The 19,852-nt window shown below is 74.0% G+C and carries 5 protein-coding genes; all 5 read left to right on the forward strand.

What is annotated here, in order from left to right:
• Positions 1–206: 206 nt before the first annotated feature.
• The 5 genes from ACIRD7_RS16245 to ACIRD7_RS16265 all read left to right on the forward strand — a co-directional run bounded on the left by ACIRD7_RS16245 (position 207) and on the right by ACIRD7_RS16265 (position 19,844).
• Positions 207–443 (forward strand): hypothetical protein, encoded by a 237-nt coding sequence (locus tag ACIRD7_RS16245; protein ID WP_403453478.1) that lies wholly within the window; start codon positions 207–209, stop codon positions 441–443.
• A 397-nt stretch (positions 444–840) separates the two neighbouring features.
• Positions 841–2,574 carry a fatty acyl-AMP ligase gene (locus ACIRD7_RS16250; RefSeq protein ID WP_403453479.1) on the forward strand — a complete coding sequence of 578 codons (1,734 nt, stop codon included), beginning with the start codon at positions 841–843 and terminating at the stop codon, positions 2,572–2,574.
• Positions 2,575–2,702: 128 nt separating this feature from the next.
• A complete protein-coding gene (locus ACIRD7_RS16255; RefSeq protein WP_403453480.1) occupies positions 2,703–16,310 on the forward strand; it encodes an SDR family NAD(P)-dependent oxidoreductase in 13,608 nt (4,535 codons plus the stop codon).
• 61 nt (positions 16,311–16,371) lie between these two features.
• Entirely contained in the window at positions 16,372–18,708 is a 2,337-nt protein-coding gene (locus ACIRD7_RS16260; protein WP_403453481.1) for a thioester reductase domain-containing protein, read from the forward strand.
• Positions 18,705–19,844, forward strand: a complete 1,140-nt coding sequence (locus ACIRD7_RS16265; RefSeq protein ID WP_403453482.1) for an alpha/beta hydrolase — start codon at positions 18,705–18,707, stop codon at positions 19,842–19,844. Before ACIRD7_RS16260 ends, ACIRD7_RS16265 begins: the two co-directional genes overlap by 4 nt.
• Positions 19,845–19,852 lie beyond the last annotated feature (8 nt).

A 19,852-nucleotide genomic window follows, 5' to 3' on the forward strand; every position in this document is an offset into this window, starting at 1 on the left:
GATACTTCGCTTCGAAAGTGAAGGGGCTCTGTTCGCTTCTGAGCCGACTGTCTGAATTGCCTTACGGCTGCGCCGAGTTGGCGTGAACCGGACGTGTTCGCGGGCGTCGGCGCCGGTGCGGGATCGGCGGCCCCGGCGTCGTGTGCCGGGCCGGACGGCGGGTACTCGGGGCGGGTCAGGAACGAGAGCGCTGGGAGGAGCCCCGCATGACGAGCGGCACCGAGGCCGGTGGCGTCACCGGCACGCAGGACAAGGACTACAACCTGATCTGGTACGTGGAGGCGTGTCTGAGCAACGCGCTGCGGCTGGAGACCTACATCGAGGACGCGGAGCGCGGGAAGGACACCGAGGTGGCCGACCTGTTCCGCAAGGCCCAGGCCGACAGCCGCAAGGGCGCCGAGCTGGGAAAGACGCTGCTGCGCAAGCGACTGAGCGACGGCTGAATCGAGCCCGCTGCCACGGCCCGGACACCGGTGACGCCCGAGTGTCCGGGCTTTCGCCTGCCTGCGGGACCTTTTCGGGGCCCCCGTCACGTCAACTCACTTTGGACACGTAGGGTTTACATATGTTCGGCTTGTCGAACCGAGCGGGTTGCTATGGTGCTACTCGCCGGTAGCAACCGGGGCCGGTAGCCAGCCGAGCCCGTGGTCGGCCGAGCCCGGTAGCAAGCCGAGCGGGGGGTCGGGGGTCGGCACATCGGTGCCATGAGACCGCGGCGGGTCGTCGCGGCGGGGGTCGGGCAAGGGGGCCGGGCCGCCCGGGGCGTCCGTGCCCGGACGGCACCTCACCCTCGAACTCCGGTTCATCGTCCATCGATGCAGACAGGTGAGACTCCCGCCCATGGTTCGATCCCCGGTCGATCTGCTGTTCCAGCACGCCGCCCACCACCCCGACCGAACCGCCTACCGCTACCTCGTCACCGGCGACTGCGACGGCGAGATCGAGGAGATCTCCTACCGCCGTCTCGCCGACCGGTCCCGGGCCGTCGCCGCCTGGCTCCAGGAGCGCGACCTGGCCGGTTCCCGGGCCATGCTGCTGTATCCGCCCGGCCTGGAGTTCATCTGCGCCTTCCTCGGCTGTCTCGCCGCCGGAGTCGTCGCCGTCCCCGGCGTCCCCGCGCAGGGCCGCGCGCAGAACCACCGTGCCCTGACCCGGATGAAGCGCCTGATCGCCGACGCCGACGCCAAGGTGATCCTCGGCGGCCGCGAGGTGATCGGCACCCTCCACGCCTCGGCACGGCATCTTCCGGAACTCACCGAAGTCACCTGCGCCGCCACCGAGGACATCCCCGACGAGGCCGCCGCGTCCTGGCGCGAGCCCGACCTCACCGCCGACTCGGTCGCCTTCCTCCAGTACACCTCCGGCTCCACGGCCGCCCCGCGGGGCGTGATGGTCACCCACGGGAACCTGCTGGACAACGAGCGGGTCATCACCGAGCGCATGGGGCACACCCCGGACGTCATCGCCGAGTACGACCACGAGATGTTCGTCAGCTGGCTGCCCGTGTACCACGACATGGGCCTCATAGGCCCCGTCCTCAACACCGTCCACCTCGGTGTCACCGCCACCTTCTTCTCACCGCTGCACTTCCTGCAACAGCCCCAGCGCTGGCTCACCGCGATCAACCGCTACCGCCCGCACACCAGCGGCGGCCCCAACTTCGCGTACGAACTGTGCCTCCGGCACGCCACCCCCGCGCTCCTCGACGACCTGGACCTCAGCAGCTGGAAGGTCGCCTTCAACGGCGCCGAACCCGTGCGCGCCGCCACCCTGCGACGCTTCGCCGACATCTTCGCCCCGGCCGGCTTCCGCCGCGAGGCCCTCTACCCCTGCTACGGCCTCGCCGAGGCCACCCTGATGGTCACCGGCGGTACGGTCCACACCCCGCCCACCCTGCTCCAGGCCGCCGAGACCGGCCCGCACGCCGGCCGGACCGACGCGGCGGCCGTCAGCTCCGGCCGCCCCGGCCCCGACGTCACCGTCGCCATCGCCGACCCCGAACGGCGCGAGGAACTGCCCGAGGGGGAGACCGGGGAGATCTGGGTGCGCGGCGCGAGCGTCGCCAAGGGCTACTGGCGCAACGCCCTCGCCACCCGCGAGACCTTCCGTGCCACCCTGGCCGGCCACGAGGGCCGCTTCCTGCGCACCGGCGACCTCGGATTCCTGCGCGACGGCGAACTGTTCGTCACCGGCCGCCTGAAGGACCTCATCGTCATCGACGGACGCAACCACTACCCCCAGGACCTGGAACTGACCGCCGAGATGGCCCATCCGGCGCTGCGTCCCGGGTGCACGGCCGCGTTCGCCGTCGAGGGGGACCACCTGGGCGAGGGCGGCGAGCAGCCCGTCGTCGTCGCCGAGATCCCCCCGGACGCGGCCTCCGAGGCGGAGAAGATCACCGACGTCATCCGGAGCGGGATCGGGGAGGCCCACGGCCTGTCCGTGCGCGATGTCGTGCTGGTCCGGCCGGGCACCATCCCCAAGACGTCCAGCGGCAAGATCCAGCGCCGCGCCACCCGCGCGGCCTACCTGGACGGCACCCTCGCGGTGATCGCCGAGCCCGCCCTGAGCTGACACCCCCGACCGGCCGGCGCACCGCCCCGACTCCGCCGTATCGCCGCGGGGGCCGGCCGCCGACGGGCCCCACGGGCCGTACAGCCGCCCCTTCCCCTGCCCGAATCCCCCGAGGACACCTGTTCCAGATGCCTGCGCACGAGTCCACGAAGCAGTCCCCAGAGCCGTTCCTCACCACACCCGAGGGCGTGCGGGTCTGGCTGGAGTCGGCCGTAGCCGAGGCGGCCGGGCTCGACCGGGTGGGAGTCGACCCGGACCGGCCGATCGCCGAACTCGGGCTGGGATCAAGGCAGTTGGTGACCCTGGCCGCCGAGCTGTCCGCGGCGACCGGCCGGACCCTGGACCCCTCCCTGGTCTTCAACCACCCCACCATCGCGGCGCTCGCCGAGGCGGTGTTCGCCGGCCCTCCCGCGGCCGCACCCGCGCCGGCCCCGGTTCCACCGCCGGGCGACGACATCGCGATCATCTCCATGGCCTGCCGATTCCCCGGAGGCGTCGACAGCCCCGAGGCGCTGTGGCGGCTGCTCGCCGAGGGCGGCGACGCCATCACCGAGGTGCCGGCGGGCCGTTGGGACACCCAGGGACTGCACGACCCGGACCCGGAGGCAGCCGGCAAGGCGTACTCCCTGCACGGCGGCTACCTCTCGTCGATCGACCGCTTCGACGCGGCCTTCTTCGGGATCTCGCCGCGCGAGGCCGCCGCCATGGACCCCCAGCAAAGGCTGCTCCTGCAGACCGGCTGGGAGGCCGTCGAACGCGCCGGGATCGTCCCCGCGACGCTGAACGGCAGCTCCACGGGCGTCTACATCGGCCTGTACGACAGCGGATACCTGGCCTCGGCCGCACTGGACCAGCTCGACGGGCACGTGGGAACCGGCACGGCGGCCAGCGTGGCGTCGGGCCGCCTCGCCTACACCCTCGGCCTGGAGGGTCCGGCCGTCACCGTCGACACCGCCTGCTCGTCCTCCCTGGTCGCCCTGCATCTGGCGGCGCGGGCCCTCGCGGGCGGCGAGTGCGATCTCGCGCTGGCCGGCGGGGTGACCCTGCTGGTGACGCCGCGCGGGCACGTGGAGTTCAGCAGGATGCGCGGGCTGTCCCCGTCCGGGCGGTGCGGACCGTTCTCCGCGGACGCCGACGGCGTGGTGTGGGCCGAGGGCTGCGGCGTGGTGCTGCTCAAGCGGCTCGCCGACGCGCGCCGCGACGGCGACCGGATCCTCGCGGTCGTCAAGGGCTCCGCGATCAACCAGGACGGCCGCAGCCAGGGCCTGAGCGCACCCAACGGCCCCGCCCAGGAACGCGTCCTGCGCGCCGCCCTCGACACGGCCGGTCTCCGGCCGCACGACCTCGACCACATCGAGGCACACGGCACCGGCACCCGCCTGGGCGACCCCATCGAGGGCCGCGCCCTGGCCGCCGTCTTCGGACCCGACCGCCCCGCGGAGCGCCCGCTCGGCGTCGGATCCCTCAAGTCCAACATCGGCCACACCCAGGCCGCGGCGGGCATCGCCGGTGTCATCAAGACCGTGCTGGCGCTCCGCCACGAACGCGTGCCGGCGTCCCTGCACGCCGACACCCCGACCCCGCACGTCGACTGGGCGGACAGTGGTCTGCGCGTGCTGAGCGCGGCCCAGGCCTGGCCGCGCGACCCCGCTCGGACCCGGCGGGCCGGCGTGAGCGCCTTCGGGATCAGCGGCACGAACGCCCACGTGATCCTGGAGGAGGCCCCCGAGGAGCAGCCGCCGTCAGCCGCCGACACGCCCGGCGCGACCCTCTTCCCGCTGTCCGCCCGCTCCCACGCGGCACTGCGCGGACAGGCCGGCCGACTCCTCCACACCCTCGAAGAACGACCCGAGCTGCCGCTCCCCGCCGTGGCCGCCACCCTGGCCCACCACCGCACCCACTTCGAGCACCGCGCCGTCGTCCGGGCCACCGACCGCGACAACCTCCGTACGGCTCTGCGCGCACTCACCGACGACCGGCCGGACACCGATCTCACCGTCGGCCCCCAACAGGCGCTCCCCGCGGGCAAGCTGGCGTTCGTCTTCCCCGGCCAGGGCTCCCAGTGGCCCGGCATGGCACGCGATCTGCTCGACCGCGACCCGGTGTTCGCCGACGAACTCGACCGCTGCGACGCCGCCCTGCGCCCGTTCACCGAATGGTCCGTGACGTCCGTGCTGCGCGGCGACTCGGGCGCACCGGCCCTGGAGCGTGTCGACGTCGTCCAGCCGGTGCTCTTCGCCGTGATGGTGTCGCTGGCCGCCGTGTGGCGGGCTCGCGGCATCCGCCCGGACGCCGTCGTCGGGCACAGCCAGGGCGAGGTCGCCGCGGCCTGCGTCGCCGGGGCACTCAGCCTCAACGACGCCGCCGCGGTGGTCGCCCTGCGCAGCCAGGCCCTGACCCAGCTGTCGGGCACCGGCACCATGGCCGTCGTCGCCCTGCCGCACACGGACGTCGAGGCACAACTCGCCGCCCACGACGGCCGGATCGGCGTGGCAGCCGTGAACAGCGGCCGCTCGACAGTGATCGCCGGTGCCGTCGACGCGGTGGAGGCCCTGCTCGCCGACCTCGAACGGCAGCAGGTCTTCGTCCGCCGCCTCGACGTCGACTACGCCTCCCACAGCGCCCAGGTCGAGCCGATCCGCACCACGATCCTCGACGAACTCGACGGAGTCACCACCTACCCGGCCCCCGTCGCCTGGTACTCCACCGTCACGAGCGAACCGGTCACCGCCGAACTCGAAGCCGACTACTGGTACACCAACCTCCGCGAACCCGTCCGCTTCGCGCCCACCGTCGCACGCATGGTGGCCGACGGCTACCGTCACTTCGTCGAGCTCGGCCCGCACCCGTCCCTGCTCACCGCCCTGCGCACGATCGACGAGGACCTGGTCGCGGTCGGCTCCCTGCGCCGCGACGAGGACGGGCCCGCCTGCCTGGACCGGGCCGCGGCCGAACTCCATGTCCACGGTCGGCGGATCGACTGGCGCCGCCTGGTCCCGCACACGGCACCGGCGGACCTGCCGACGTACGCCTGGGACGAGCAGCGCCACTGGACCGAGCCCGCCGACTCCACCGGCGCCCCCGGCCTCTTCGACCGGGCGGCGCACCCGTTGCTCGGCGTCCAGCTCCAGTCCGCCGACGAGACCCGCTGGACCTTCCGCAACGAGTGGTCGCCGGCCACCGCCGACTGGCTGCCCGACCACAGCGTCTTCGGCCGGACCGTCGTCTCGGGCACCAGCCTCATGGAACTGTGCCGAGCCGCCCTCGCCGTGGCCCGCCCCGGCACCCCCGCCGACGTCACCGACCTGCTCCTCCTGACACCCCTGGTCCTGCCCGGCAGCGGCACGGTCGAGGTGTCCGTGGAGGTCGTCACCGAGGGCGCCGCACCGGAGATCACGGTCCACAGCCGCCCACGCGGCCAGGACGCCGCGCACTGGACCCTGCACGCCACGGCCTCCGCGGCCGACCCCGTCGCCCCGCCCGCCGTCGAGCCACCGGCGTGGCCCGCGACGCCCGAACCGGCCTGGCACGAGGACACCTACGAGCGGCTCGCCGAGCTCGGCCTCGGCTACGGCCCCGCCTTCCAGGGTGTGGAACATGCCGTCGCGACCGGCGACGGGACGCTGCTGGCCCGGCTCTCGCTGCCGCGCGCGGCCCGCGACACCGCCGACGCCTACCCCCTCCACCCGGCACTCCTGGACGCCGCCCTCCATGTGGCGGCCGCCCTGGACGCCTCCGACCGGCGGGTTCTGCTGCCGGTCGCGGTGGCCCGCTGCTTCCTCCCGCCCGGCGGGTCCACGGAACTGACCGTGTCCGTCCACCGGACCGGCGCCTCCGACACGGACCGCACGCTGGACGTCACCCTGTGGGACGCCGACGGCTTTCTCGCGGGCCGCCTGGAGGGCGTACGGCTGCGCGCCGTGAACCCGGCCGACCTGCACAGCGGATCGGAGAACGCGCGCCACCTGTACGAGGTAGCGTGGACGGCCGTACCGGGGGCGAACGCCCAGGCCACCGTCGACGGCACCGGCACCGGCACCGGCACCGGCACCGACACCGACACCGACACCGACACCGTCGTACGGTTCTGGCCCCGGACGGCCGCGGACACCGAACCGGCCGCCGCGGCCCATGAGTTGGCGGCTACCGCCCTCGCCGAGCTGCAGACGCTGATCGCGCTTCCGCCGGACGAGGCGCCCACACGCACCATCTGGGTGACCCGTGGGGCGGTCGCAGTCGCCGACGGGGACACGGTTGACGGCCTCGCGCAGTCGGTGCTGTGGGGTCTGGCGCGCAGTGCCCGTGCCGAACACCCGGGCCTCGGGCTGACCTTGCTGGACATCGACGGTGACGAGGCCCCGCCGGACACCGTCGCCGCGGGTGCCGACGAGCCCGAACTCGCCCTGCGGGGCGGCGAGTTGTTCGCGCCACGGCTGGTGCGGGCCCGCCCCGCCCCGCCCGAGCGGCCCGTCCGGATTCCCGCCGACGGGACCGTGCTGATCACCGGCGGACTCGGCGCGGTGGGCAGGCACGTCGCCCGCATGCTCGCCGAGAACGGCGTCCCGCGTCTGCTACTGACATCACGTCAAGGACCCCACGACCCCCGCGCGGCCGACGTCACCGCCGAACTGACCGCACTCGGCGCCGAGGTCGAGGTCGTCGCGTGCGACGTCGCCGACGCGGGGGCGGTGGCGGACGTACTGGCCCGTGTCGGCGAGGAGTCACCGCTGCGCGGCGTCGTCCACTGCGCCGGCGTCCTCGCCGACGGGGTGGTCGGGGAGCTGAGTCCCGAGCGTCTCGCGCAGGTGCTGCGGCCCAAGGTCGACGGCGCCGCCCACCTGCACCGGCTCACCGCCGGCCACCGGCTCGACCTCTTCCTCATGATCTCCTCCGCCGCGGGCGTCGTCGGCAACGCGGGCCAGGCCAACTACGCGGCGGCCAACACCTTCCTGGACCAACTCGCCCACCATCGCCGCGCCTTGGGGCTGCCCGGCGTCTCCGTGTCCTTCGGCGCCTGGGCGGGGGAGGGGCTCGCCGCCGAGCACGCCGACCTGGAACGCATGGCCCGCCTCGGCCATCGTGCCCTCACCACCGACCAGGGCCGGGAGCTCACCGAGCTGGCCCTGCGGCGCGATGCCCCGCACCTGGTGGCCTGGGCGCTGGACCTGCCCCGGCTGCGGGCCGCCGCACCGACGGGCGCCCTGTGGCGCACGCTGCTCCCTGCACCCCGGCCCGCCCACGCCGGCGGCCGCGCCTTCGCCGACCGCCTGGCCGGGCTGCCGGAGCCCGAACGCGCCGCGCGTGTCCTCGCGCTGGTCCGCGAGGAGGCCGCCCACGCGCTCGGTCTGCGCTCGGCGGAATCCGTCCGCACGGACCAGCCGCTGCGCGATCTCGGCATGGACTCGGTGACGGCGGTCGAACTGCGCAACCGCATCAGCGGCCGCATCGGCACCAAGCTCCCCGCCACGCTGCTCTTCGACCACCCCACGCCGACCCGCCTCGCCGAGTACCTGCTCACCGGCGCGCTCGCGACAGCCGGCCGCGAGAGCCGGCGGACCCCACCCGCGCCCACGCGCTCGGCGGACGAGCCGGTGGCCCTCGTCGCCATGGCCTGCCGGCTGCCCGGCGGAGTCAGCGACCCCGAGGGGCTGTGGCGTCTCGTCGCCGAGGGGCGGGACGCGGTCGGGCCGTTCCCGGCGGGGCGGTGGGACGTCGACGCGCTGTACGACCCCGACCCGGACGCCCCCGGCAAGTCCTACGCCCGTGAGGGCGGCTTCCTCGACGACATCGAGTCCTTCGACGCGGGCTTCTTCGGCGTCACCCCGAAGGAGGCGGCCGCCATGGACCCGCAGCAGCGCCTGCTGCTGGAGACGGCCTGGGAGTCGCTGGAGCGCGCCGGAATCGTGCCCGCCGAACTGGCGGGCAGCACCACCGGCGTGTACGTCGGGATGTTCGGCAGCGACTACCTGTCCGGCACCCGGCTCGACCAGCTCGACGGCTACGTCGGCACCGGTTCGGCGCTGAGCGTGGCCTCCGGGCGGCTCGCGTACACGCTCGGCCTGAACGGGCCCGCGATGACCGTGGACACGGCGTGCTCGTCGTCGCTCGTGGCCGTACATCTGGGGGCGCAGGCGCTGCGCGCGGGCGAGTGCGATCTGGCGCTGGCCGGCGGTGTCACGCTGATGGTCACGCCGCAGACCTTCGTCGAGTTCAGCCGCCTGCGCGGCCTGTCACCGACCGGACGCTGCCGCTCCTTCTCCGACGCGGCCGACGGCGCCATCTGGGCCGAGGGCGCCGGGATGGTCGTACTGAAGCGACTGAGCGACGCCCGGCGCGACGGTGACCGGATCCTGGCCGTGCTGCGCGGCAGCGCCGTCAACCAGGACGGCCGCAGCCAGGGCCTCTCCGCGCCGAACGGGCCCGCGCAGGAGCAGGTGATCCGCCGTGCGCTGGAGCTGTCCGGGCTGCGGCCCGAGGACATCGATCACATCGAGGCGCACGGCACGGGCACGACCCTCGGCGACCCGATCGAGGCGAACGCCCTCGCGGAGGTCTTCGGCGGCTCCCGCGCCGAGGGGCGTCCGCTGTACCTGGGCTCGCTGAAGTCCAACGTCGGGCACACCCAGGCGGCTTCGGGTGTGGTCGGTCTGATCAAGGTCGTGCAGTCCCTGCGGCACGAGACCCTCCCGCGCACCCTGCACGCCGAGACGCCCACCCGGCACGTCGACTGGGCCGACAGCGGGCTGCGGCTGCTGCGGGAGGAGGTGGCCTGGCCCGCGTCGGCCGGGCGGGTCCGGCGCGCGGGCGTCAGCGCCTTCGGCATCAGCGGGACGAACGCGCATGTGATCGTCGAGGAGGCCGGCGAACCCGAGGCAGCGGCAACAGTCGCTGAACTGCCCCCGGGTGCAGGTCTGTTCCTCCTGTCGGGCCGGGACGAGACGGGCCTGCGCGGGCAGGCCGCCGCGCTCGCACGCCACCTCGCCGAGGACTCCGCCGCACTGCCGGACGTCGCCCACACCCTTGCGCGCCACCGCAGCCACTTCGAACGGCGCACGGCGGTCGTGGCCGACGACCGGGAGGAACTGCGTTCCGCACTGGCCGAGTTGGCCGCCGGACGCGCCCCGCTTCCCCCGCTCAGGGAGGAGCAGGCTGGCAAGGTCGCCTTCGTCTACCCCGGACACGGCGGTCAGTGGCCCGGCATGGGGCTGGACCTGATGGGCCAGTCGGAGGCGTTCCGCGACGAGCTCACCCGGATCGACGAGGCCGTACAGCGACAGGCCGGCTGGTCGGTGCTCAACGCGCTGCGGGCGCCCGAGGAGTTCTCGCCGCTGGAGCGGACCGAGTACCTCCAGCCGACGCTGTTCGCGGTGAACGCGGCGCTGACCGCCGCCTGGCGCGCCCTGGGCGTCACCCCGGACGCCGTGACCGGGCACAGCCTGGGTGAGATCGCCGCCGCCTACGGCGCGGGCGCGCTCACCCTGGACGCCGCCGTCGCCGTGGTGACCGGGCGGGCCCGGGCGGTCGTGCCGCTCGCGGGCAAGGGCGGCATGCTCTCCCTCGACCTGCCGCGCCCCCGGGTCGAGGAACTGCTCACTCCCTACGCCGGACGCCTCTTCGTCGCCGCCGTCAACAGCCCGCACTCCACGGCCGTCTCCGGCGACGGCGACGCCCTGGCGGAACTGCGCCGCGTCCTCCACGAACAGGGCATCGAGGCCAGGTCGCTGTCGACCCCGTTCGCCTCGCACACCCCGCTGATGGCCCCGTTGCGGGAGGAACTCCTCGACCGCTTCTCCGGGATCCTGGGCACACGGGTCCCGACCCCGCTGTACTCGACGGTGCTGGCCGAACCCGTGCCCGGGGACCGCCTGGACGCCGAGTACTGGTACGCCAACCTCAGCGAGCCCGTCCGGTTCGCCGACACCGTCACCCGCATGCTGGACGACGGCTACCGGTACTTCGTCGAGCTGAGCCCGCACCCCTCCCTCGGGTCCTCCATCGAGGCGGTGGCGGCCGACGCCGGAATCGACGCGGTGAGCGTCGGCTCGCTGCGCCGCCGGCACGGCGGAGGGAACGCACTGCTCGGCAGAGTGGGGGAGTTGTACGCGGCCGGTCACACCCCCGACTGGTCGGCACTGTTCCCGGCGGGCCGCCGCGTCGACCTGCCGACCTACGCCTTCGCCCGTGAACGCCACTGGCTCGCCCCCGCCCCGGCCGCTGCGCCCGGCGCCTCACCGCTCCTGGCCACCCACGTCGAGGCCAGCGACGAAGCCGACCGGCACATCTTCCAGTGCGAAGTCGACCTGCGCGACAGCCGCTTCACCTATCTCACCGACCACCGCGTCACCGGCGAGGTGTGGCTGCCCGGCGCCGCGTTCCTCGACATGGCGCTGGAAGCCGTCTACGCCGTCCAGGACACCGCCGACGCACGACTCGCCGACGTACGGTTCCTGCGGCCGCTGCGGCTCGACGAGTTCCGGCCGACGCGGCTGCAACTGGTCCTGCACCCGGCCGCCGACGGCTTCCGGGACTTCACCGTCGCCTCGGCGCCCACCGGACGCGGGCAGCGGCCGAGCTGGGAACGCCATGTCACCGGACGCATCGCGACGGGCCCCGCCGAACCCACGGCCGACCCGAGCGAAACGCCTGCCGCGCTGCGCGAGAAGTGCACCGAGCGGGTCGACCTCGCCGCCGTGTACGGCACGCTGGCCACCCTCGGCATCGAGTACGGGCCCGCCTTCCGGGGTCTGGCGTCGGGCCACCGCACCCACGCGGCCGGCCTCGCCCGACTGACCGACACACCCGCCGCCGGACATCTGCTCCACCCGGCCGTCCTCGACGCCGCCTTCCACACCGCCGCCCTGCCCGGCGACGCACCAGAGGGCAGGGCCTTCGTGCCCGCCGGGGTCGGACGCCTGCGCCACACCGGGCTGCGCACCACTCCCACCTGGGTCACCTGCGAGCTGCGGTCCGTGTCCGGTGACAGCGCCACACTCGACCTTCGGCTGTACGACGAGAGCGACCAACTGCTGCTGGAGGCGACGGAGTTCGCGCTGGCCGCGCTCTCGCCGCTGGACGGCGCGCTCTTCGAGACCCGCTGGCAGCCGCGCCCGGCCGCCGACGAACCGCCCGCCAAGGGCAGTTGGCTGATCCTGGCCGACGAGTCGGGAGTGGCGGCCGAACTCGTCGAGCGGCTGGGCGACTCGGCGGAGTCCCCGTTCGTGATCGCCCGCAGGGGCGAGTCGTTCGCCGTCGAAGGCCCCGGCCGCTACGTCCTCGACCCGGCCGACCCACAGCACTTCGCCCGCCTCCTCGAGGACGCCTTCGCGAGCGAACCCCCGGCCCGAATCGTCCAGCTGACCGCCCTCGACGCTCCCGCGATCGAGGACGACCGCACGGCCGAGCACGCGGCCCGGCTCTGCTGCCTGAGCACCCTGCACCTGGTCCGCGCGCTCACCGACCGGGCCTACGGCGCGCCGCCCCGCCTCTTCGTCGTCGCCCGGGGAAGCCAGGCCGCCGGCGACAGCACGCGGGTGAGCCACCCGCAGCAGGCCCTGGCCTGGGGATTCGGCCTCGCCGTGGCCCAGGAGTACCCGGAATTGCGGACCACCCTCGTCGACCTGGCGCCGACGGACGGCGCCGACGCCCTGTGGACCCAGCTGCTGCACGCCGACGACGAACGGCTCGTCGCGCTGCGCGGCAGCGGACGGCTGGTGCCCAGGATGAGCCGAACCCGTCCCGACGACGGCGGACACGGCACGGTCACCGCCGAGGGCGCCTATGTGATCACCGGTGGACTGGGCGGCCTCGGGCGTGTCGTCGCCGAGCGCCTTGTGCGCCGAGGCGCCCGGCGGCTGGCCCTGATGAGCCGCGGCGCGCCCACCGAGGAGGCCCTCGGCTGGATCCGACGCCTCGAACAGCGGGGCGTGACCGTGCACTTGGCGCGCGCCGACGTCGCCGACCGCGAGGCACTGGCGGCCGCCCTGGACGCCGTACGCGACGCACTCGGCCCGATCACCGGCGTCGTGCACGCGGCCGGCGTCCTGGACGACGCCACCGTCGCCAACCTGACCGACGAGCGTGTCCTGCGTGTCCTCGCCCCCAAGGTCCTGGGCACCGCCCTGCTCACCGAACTGACCCCGGACACGGCCGACTTGGTGCTCTTCGCGTCGGCGGCCGGTCTGCTCGGCTCGGCCGGACAGAGCCCGTACTCGGCGGCCAACGCCTTCCTCGACGCCTGGGCCCACCACCTCGCGCGCACGGACCGCCGGGCGCTGAGCCTGGACTGGGGTGCCTGGTCGGGCGTCGGCATGGTGGCCGAGTCCGGCACCCGCGCGGCCGAGACGGCCCGTTCGGGCCTCGTCGCCTTCTCCGCACAGGACGGCGGCGAGCTCTTCGAGCGGGTGCTGAGCACTGACCGCCGCCAGCTCGCCCCGCTGGCCCTGGACTGGGAGATGCTGGCCCTCGACCCCGACGCCGCCCGCAGCCGTCCGATCCTAGCCGACCTGATCACCGCCCCCACCGGCACACCCGGCACGGACGAACTGGTCAGGAAGGTGTTCGCGGCGACGACCGACGCCGAACGGGCCGCACTGCTCGAAGCCTACGTACGCGCCCGGGTCGGCGAGGTCTCCGGCGGCGCGGTCCAGGTGTCCGCGACCGCGGCCCTGAAGGAACTCGGCCTCGACTCCCTCATGCTCGTGCGCCTGCGCAACTCCTTCGCCCGCGAACTCGGCGTCGAACTCCCCGCCGCCACCGTCTTCTCCGCCGCCGACATCCGCGGCCTCGCCCGGACCCTCGCCGCGGCCCTGCCCGAACACGAGACCGCGGCGGACGCCGAACCCGAGCCCACGACCGAGGTTCCGGCCACCGAACCGCACCCCGCGACCCGAGATGTCGTACGGCTCCTGCGCAGCGCCCGGCCCGGCATGCCGGACGCCGCCCACGCCGTCGGCCTGGCCGTACGCCTCACCACGCCGACCACCCGCGAGGCGCTCAGCGGCATCATCGCCCGCCTCACCGCACGGCACGCGGCCCTGCGCACCGCCATCGGCACCGCCACCGAGGGCGGCCGGCACCTGCGGGTGGACCGCGAACTGCCCGAACCGCCCCTGCGCTGGACGGTCGTGCCCGAGGACACCGCCCTCGACGCCGCCGACCGGCTGCGCGCCCTCCTGGAGCCGCCGTTCGACCTCGCGGTCGCGTCCCTGTGGCGTTTCGAGCTGCTCGACGGCGCAGAGCGCGGCCAGATCCTCGTGTACGGCGCCCACCACGCCGTCAGCGATCTCCAGTCGCTGCTCCTTGTGGCGGGCGAGATCGACGCCGAGCTGTCCGGCGACAGGCTCGGGGACACCGTCACCAACCGCGACGTGCACCTGCTGATCGAGGCACAGCAGCTCGACGACCGGGCCGACAGCCCGGTGGACGCGCCCGACTGGCGCGAGGCCTTCCACGGCTGCGCGCGCCTCGACCTGACCCTGAGCCGGCCGCGCCCGCAGGACCGCACGTACCGGGCGGGCAGCGTCACCGTGCCGATCCCGGACGGGCTGATGGATCGCGTCGCGGCCGCCGCCGGCCGTCTGGCGGTGACGCCCGCGGCCTTCTGCCTGGGCACCCTGACCGTCCTGCTGGCCAGGAAGCGCGACCGTGAGCGGTTCGTCCTCGCCGTGCCCGTGGACACCCGCATCCAAGCCGACGCCTACGACGCGGTGGGCTTCTTCGGTGTGCCGGTGCCCTTCCCGGCCGAGGCGAACGCGGGGGAGCGGATCGAGGAGGTGCTGCGCCGCACCGACGGCCGCCTGCAACGCGTGCTGACCAAGGGCGCCATGTTCTCCGACGTCCTGCCGGTGCTGGCCCAACAGGGGCTGTACCGGGCGAACGCGCCCCTGGTGGAGGTGTACTTCAACTACGTGCGCGCCGCCCGCGGGCTGACGGGCCTTGAGGTGCTGCCGGCCGGGACGGGCTACTCCGACCTCGACCTGATGATCACGATGACGCCGGACGCGGGACGGATCCGGCTCGACCACAACCTCGACATCCTGGACGCCGCCACGGCCACCGAGTTGGGCGAGGAACTGCTGCGGCTGCTCGCCCGGACGGCGGAGGATCCGGCGGGAGCCGTTCGTCCGGCGGGTGGGTCCGCCGAGCCGCCCCGCACGCTCGCCCTCGCCGCCACCTTCGCCCTCGGCAACCTCCCCCTGATGTGCGGTACGGCGGTCGACGAGGCGATGCGGGACGGCGGCGCGACGACCGTCACGGAAGCCCCGTACCACCACGTGCTCGCCGGCCTGCGCGACCCGTCCGGCGTGTTCGCCGACCCGGCCACGACCGCGGGCGTAGTCCTGCTGCGGGCCACGGACCTGCAACGCTTCGGCGCGGTCGACGACACGCTCCTGGCCGAACTGCGCAACGCGTACCCGGCCGCACTGCGCGACCTCGCCGGGCGCACCCGCAAGCCGCTGATCGTCGGCTTCCTGCCCACGGCACAGCCCGAGGACCGCCTGAGCCGGTGGGAACGGGAAGTCGCCGCCGATCTGGAAGCGGTTCAGGGCATCGCCGTTCTCGGCCCCGACGACTGGGCCCGCCACCACCCCGTCGAGGAACCCTTCGACGAGCGCACCGAACGCCTGGCCCACCTGCCGTTCACCGCGCACTTCCAGGCGGCCGTGGCACTGCGCCTCGCCGAGGTCGTCCGGGCGGTACGACGCCCCGCGCCGAAGGTCATCGCGATCGACGGCGACGAGACCCTGTGGGGCGGCGTGGCCGGCGAGATCGGCCCGGAGAACGTGGACCTGACCGGCCCGCGGGCCGCGCTGGCCCGCCGGCTGCTGCGGTGGCGCTCGGCGGGCGCGCTGCTGGCGCTGGTCAGCAACAACGACGAGGACACCGTCCGCGCCGTACTGGACCGCGCGGACAGCCCGCTGAAGGCGGAACACTTCAGCGTGCTCTCCGCCGAGTGGGGTCCGAAGCCCGCCCGGCTCGCCGAGGCGGCGCGCACGCTCAACCTCGGCCCGGACAGCTTCCTGTTCCTCGACGACAACCCGGCCGAGATCGCCAGGATGCGCGCCGCGCTGCCGCAGGTCCTGTCGGTGACCTGCCCGGCCGCACCCGAACTGCCGGAGTTCCTGGGCCGGTTGTGGCCGCTGGTCCCCGCTGCGGCCACGGCCGAGGACGCGCTGCGGGCGCGGTTCTACGCACAGGAACGGGAGCGGGACGCCGTACGGGAACAGGCGAGCTTCGAGGAGTTCCTGGCACAGCTGGAACTGGAGGTGGACCTCCGGGCCCTGTCCGACGCCGATGTACTACGTGCCGAGCAACTCGTGCGCCGCACCAACCAGTTCACCCTCCGCGCCCGCTCCGCCGACGGCGGCGACGTCGCCAGGTGGCGCGAGCACGGCGAGGTCTGGACCGCGACGGCCCGGGACCGCTTCGGCGACTACGGCCAGATCGGCCTCCTCGCCCTGCGCCCCGAGGGCGACCGACTCGACGTCCTGGCCTGGCTGATGAGCTGCCGCGCCCTCGGCCGGGGCGTGGAGGAACGTCTGCTGGCATGGCTCGCCGACCGCGCCGAGGAACTCGACTGCGCCAAGGTCCGCCTCACGGCGGAACGCACCGCGCGCAACACTCCGGCCCGTCGTCTGCTGGCGGCGCTCGGCGGCGGCGATCAGGACGACGACCGCCTGGAGACCGTCGTCACCCCGGAGCAGCTGCGGACGTTCCGCTCCTGGCGGCGGCCATGACGGCCCGGGGAACGGGCGGACGGCAGCGAGGAAAGGCAGGGCAACACCGTGAAGGGCTCTCATGCGTGAGGTGAACGAGAACGGGTCGGCGGCCGCCGACCAGCGGGCGACCGCGGAGGAGATCGAGCGGGGTGGCATCGGCCTGACCGTGTCCGGCCTGCTGGCCAAGGTCACGGGAGCCGGTGCGTCGGCCCCTGCCCCGACTCCCCTCCCGCCCGCGCCGGAACCGGCCTCCCGGGCCCGGCCGCGAGACGTGGACGAACTCGCCACCGCCATCGCGGCCGTCGCGGGCCGCTACGTCCCGGCGGGCCGACTGGCCGCCGACGCCGACTTCTTCGACGCCGGCGGCACCTCCGTGAACGCCGTGGAACTCGTCTCGGCGCTGGAGGACGAACTGAATGTCTCGGTCGACCTGGACGAGGTGTTCGCCGACGCCAGGCCGATCGCGCTGGCCAGTCGCGCGCTGCCGGACAGCGGTGCCGCGACCGCCGTACCGGAGACGGTCGTTCGCGCGGTGCGGCAGGCGATGCCGCCCGTGCCGGTCGCCACCACCGCGCCGGACTCCACGGCACGCCCCGAGGACCTCGCGCAGATCCTCGCCGACCTGGCCCTCGCCGACCGCCTCCCCTTCGTCGCCTCGCCCGACCCCCTGCCGCCCCGCCGCATCCTGCTGACCGGCGCCACCGGGTTCCTCGGCAGCCATATGCTCCTGGACCTGCTGCGGCACAGCGACGCCCACGTCCACTGCCTGGTCCGCGCCGCCGACGAGGAGGCCGCCGTCGCCCGGCTCGGCGACGCGCTCAAGGGCTACGGGCTGCCCTGGTCGTCGGAGGTCCGCCGGCGTGTCACCGTGCTCCCCGGCGACCTGCGGCAACCCCGCCTGGGCCTGTCCGACGACGTCTGGAACACCCTCGCCCACGAACTGGACAGCGTCGTCGGTGTCGCGGCCGCCGTGGACTTCCTGCGCGGCTACCAGTCGCTGCGCGCCGGCAACGTCCTCGGCGCCCTCACCCTCGCCGAACTCGCCGCGACCGGCCGCCCCAAACCGCTGCACCACATCTCCTCCATCGCCGTCTTCAACGAGGTCGGCATCCCCTCCATGGGCGAGGACGACCCCCTCGCCCACGCCGACCGGCTCGTCGCCGGCTACGACCAGACCAAGTGGGCCGCGGAGGTCGCCCTGCGCCGCGCCCGCGACCACGGCCTGGTCGTCACCGCCCTGCGGCCGGGCGGCATCGGCGGTCACACCAGGACCGGCGCCTACAACCCGCAGGACCTCAGCAGCGGCCTCATCTCGGCGTTCGGCCGCTTCCGGACCGTCCCCGCCTTCCGCTACCTCAACGCCGCCCCGGTCGACTGGGTCAGCCGCGTCGCGGTCGCCGCCATCTGCGAGCCCGACGCATGGGGCTTCGACTACAACCTCACCGGCGTGCCCAACACCCTCGACGACGTCGTACGGGACATGGCCCTGGGCGGCATGCACGTCCGCGTGCACGACTGGGACGAGTGGCGGACGGACGCCCTGGCCCGCCTGGAGGCCGACCCGGTCCCCGAACTGGCCTTCCTCACCCGGGTGTTGCGGAGCCCCACCGCCCTGAAGCTGTGCGAGGCGACCTTGCAGGGCCCGGCCGCCACCGCCGACCGCACCACGGCCCTCGTCGAGGCCCTGGGCCTGCCGCCCGCCGCCCGCTACGACGCCCGCGCCCAGGTGAAGACCTTCGAACGCCTCGCCGCCGACGGCCTGGCCCGCCTCCCGCACAAGGACGACCAGCCCTACCTGTGGTTCTCCGAGACCACCCGAGGCGGCGTCGGCCCCGTCGACGGCACCCCCGACACGCCCTGCTCGATGTCGCTCACCCTGTCCATCGCGAGCATGCACCAGCTGGTCACGGACCGCCGGGTCGACGTAAGCGGCGAGGTCACCTGCACGGCCCTTCACCCCGAGCCGCTGACGGTGGCACACGGCGACATCTGGATCCGCCCCGACGAAGGCATCCCGCACCGGCACGGCCTCAGTCACCCACTCCTGCGCTACCGGCTGGAGCTGACCGACGCCGACGGTGGCCGCTGGTGGCTGGAGGGCCACAAGTACGCCCGCGCCCGCCGCGACGTCTGGCGCCAGACCCGTGCCCTGACGGTGGAACTCGGCCGCGAGGGCGCCCCCGCGAGCCTCGCCGGCGAAGTCGTGGTCCCCGCGGACTCCTACGTACGCGACCAGATCGACGGCATCAAGGTCGACCCGCGGTTGACCAGCCAGGAAAAGCGCGCCGCGAAGCTCACCTGGCTCGCCTGGTTCGGCCTGGAGATGGGCCGGGGTCTGCTCGGCCCGTTCGCCCGCGCCGCCGCGGACCTGCTCGACCTGCGCCGCACCCAGACCCCCACGGAGCACCACCGATGATCTTCCGCGCCCCGCACCCGAGAACCACCAGGCCCGCCCTGCGCAGGGTCAGGACCACCACGGCCCTACGCCCCCTGCGCCACCGCCTCGACCCGGCGCGGGTCGAGGAGATCCCGTTCACGGCGGGCGACGGCGTGCGCCTCGGCCTCACCCGCGTCGACCCCGGCGAACAGGGCCGCCCCGCCGTACTGCTGCTGCACGGGCACACCGCCTCGGCCGACATGTTCCTGCTGCCCGAGACCCGCAACCTGGTGGACGTCCTGCTCGACGACGGCTACGAACCCTGGCTGCTCGACTGGCGGGGCAGCCGCCGGCTGCCGTACAACGAGACCGGCCGGCGCTACACCTACGACGACGTCGCCCTGTACGACATCCCCGACGCCGTCCGCCACATCCGCACCCGGGTCGGCGAGCGCCCGCTCTTCGTCGTCGCCCACTGCATCGGCTCGCTCGCCCTCTCCCTGAGCATGACGGCGGGCCTGGTCCCCGGCCTCGCGGGCGTGGTGTCCCAGGGCGTCTTCCTCACCCCCAAGCTCGCCGGCCGCACCTCCCTGCGCATGTCCCTGGCCGGGGAACTGCTGAAGTCCCGGATCGACCACATTCCCGTCGACTTCCGCAAGGTCGGCCTGTGGTCGAAGTACACTCCGCTGTTCGCCCTGGCCTCCCGCAAGGCGGACTGCCCGGACCCCACCTGCCAGATCCTGCACAACTCGGCCTGGGGGACCGGCGCCTCCCTCTTCGTCCACGAGCACCTGACCGACACCACCCACGACCGGCTCGCCGAACTCCTCGGCCCCGCCCCCTTGTGGATCCTGCCGCACCTGCGCCGCATCGAACTGGCCCGCACCGTCGTCCGCTGGCACGACACCGACCACCGCTACCGCGGCCTGCCGCAGAACGCCCTGGACGCCGCGGCCCGCATCGACACCCCCGTGCTGCTCCTCGCCGGCAGCGAGAACGGGCTGTGGCTCGACTCCCAGCGGCTCTGCCGCGACGTCCTCGCCCGCCGTCAGCCACAGCTGGACGTGACCTACACCGAGATCCCCGGCTACGGCCATCTGGACACGTTCCTCGGCAGGGGAGCGGCCCTCGACGTGTTCGGTCACATCCTCGATTTCCTGGGCGAACGCCGGTGACGGCAGCA

Origin of the sequence: Streptomyces sp. NPDC093568 (assembly GCF_044764945.1) — a bacterium.
In the GTDB taxonomy this organism is placed as follows: Bacteria; Actinomycetota; Actinomycetes; order Streptomycetales; family Streptomycetaceae; genus Streptomyces.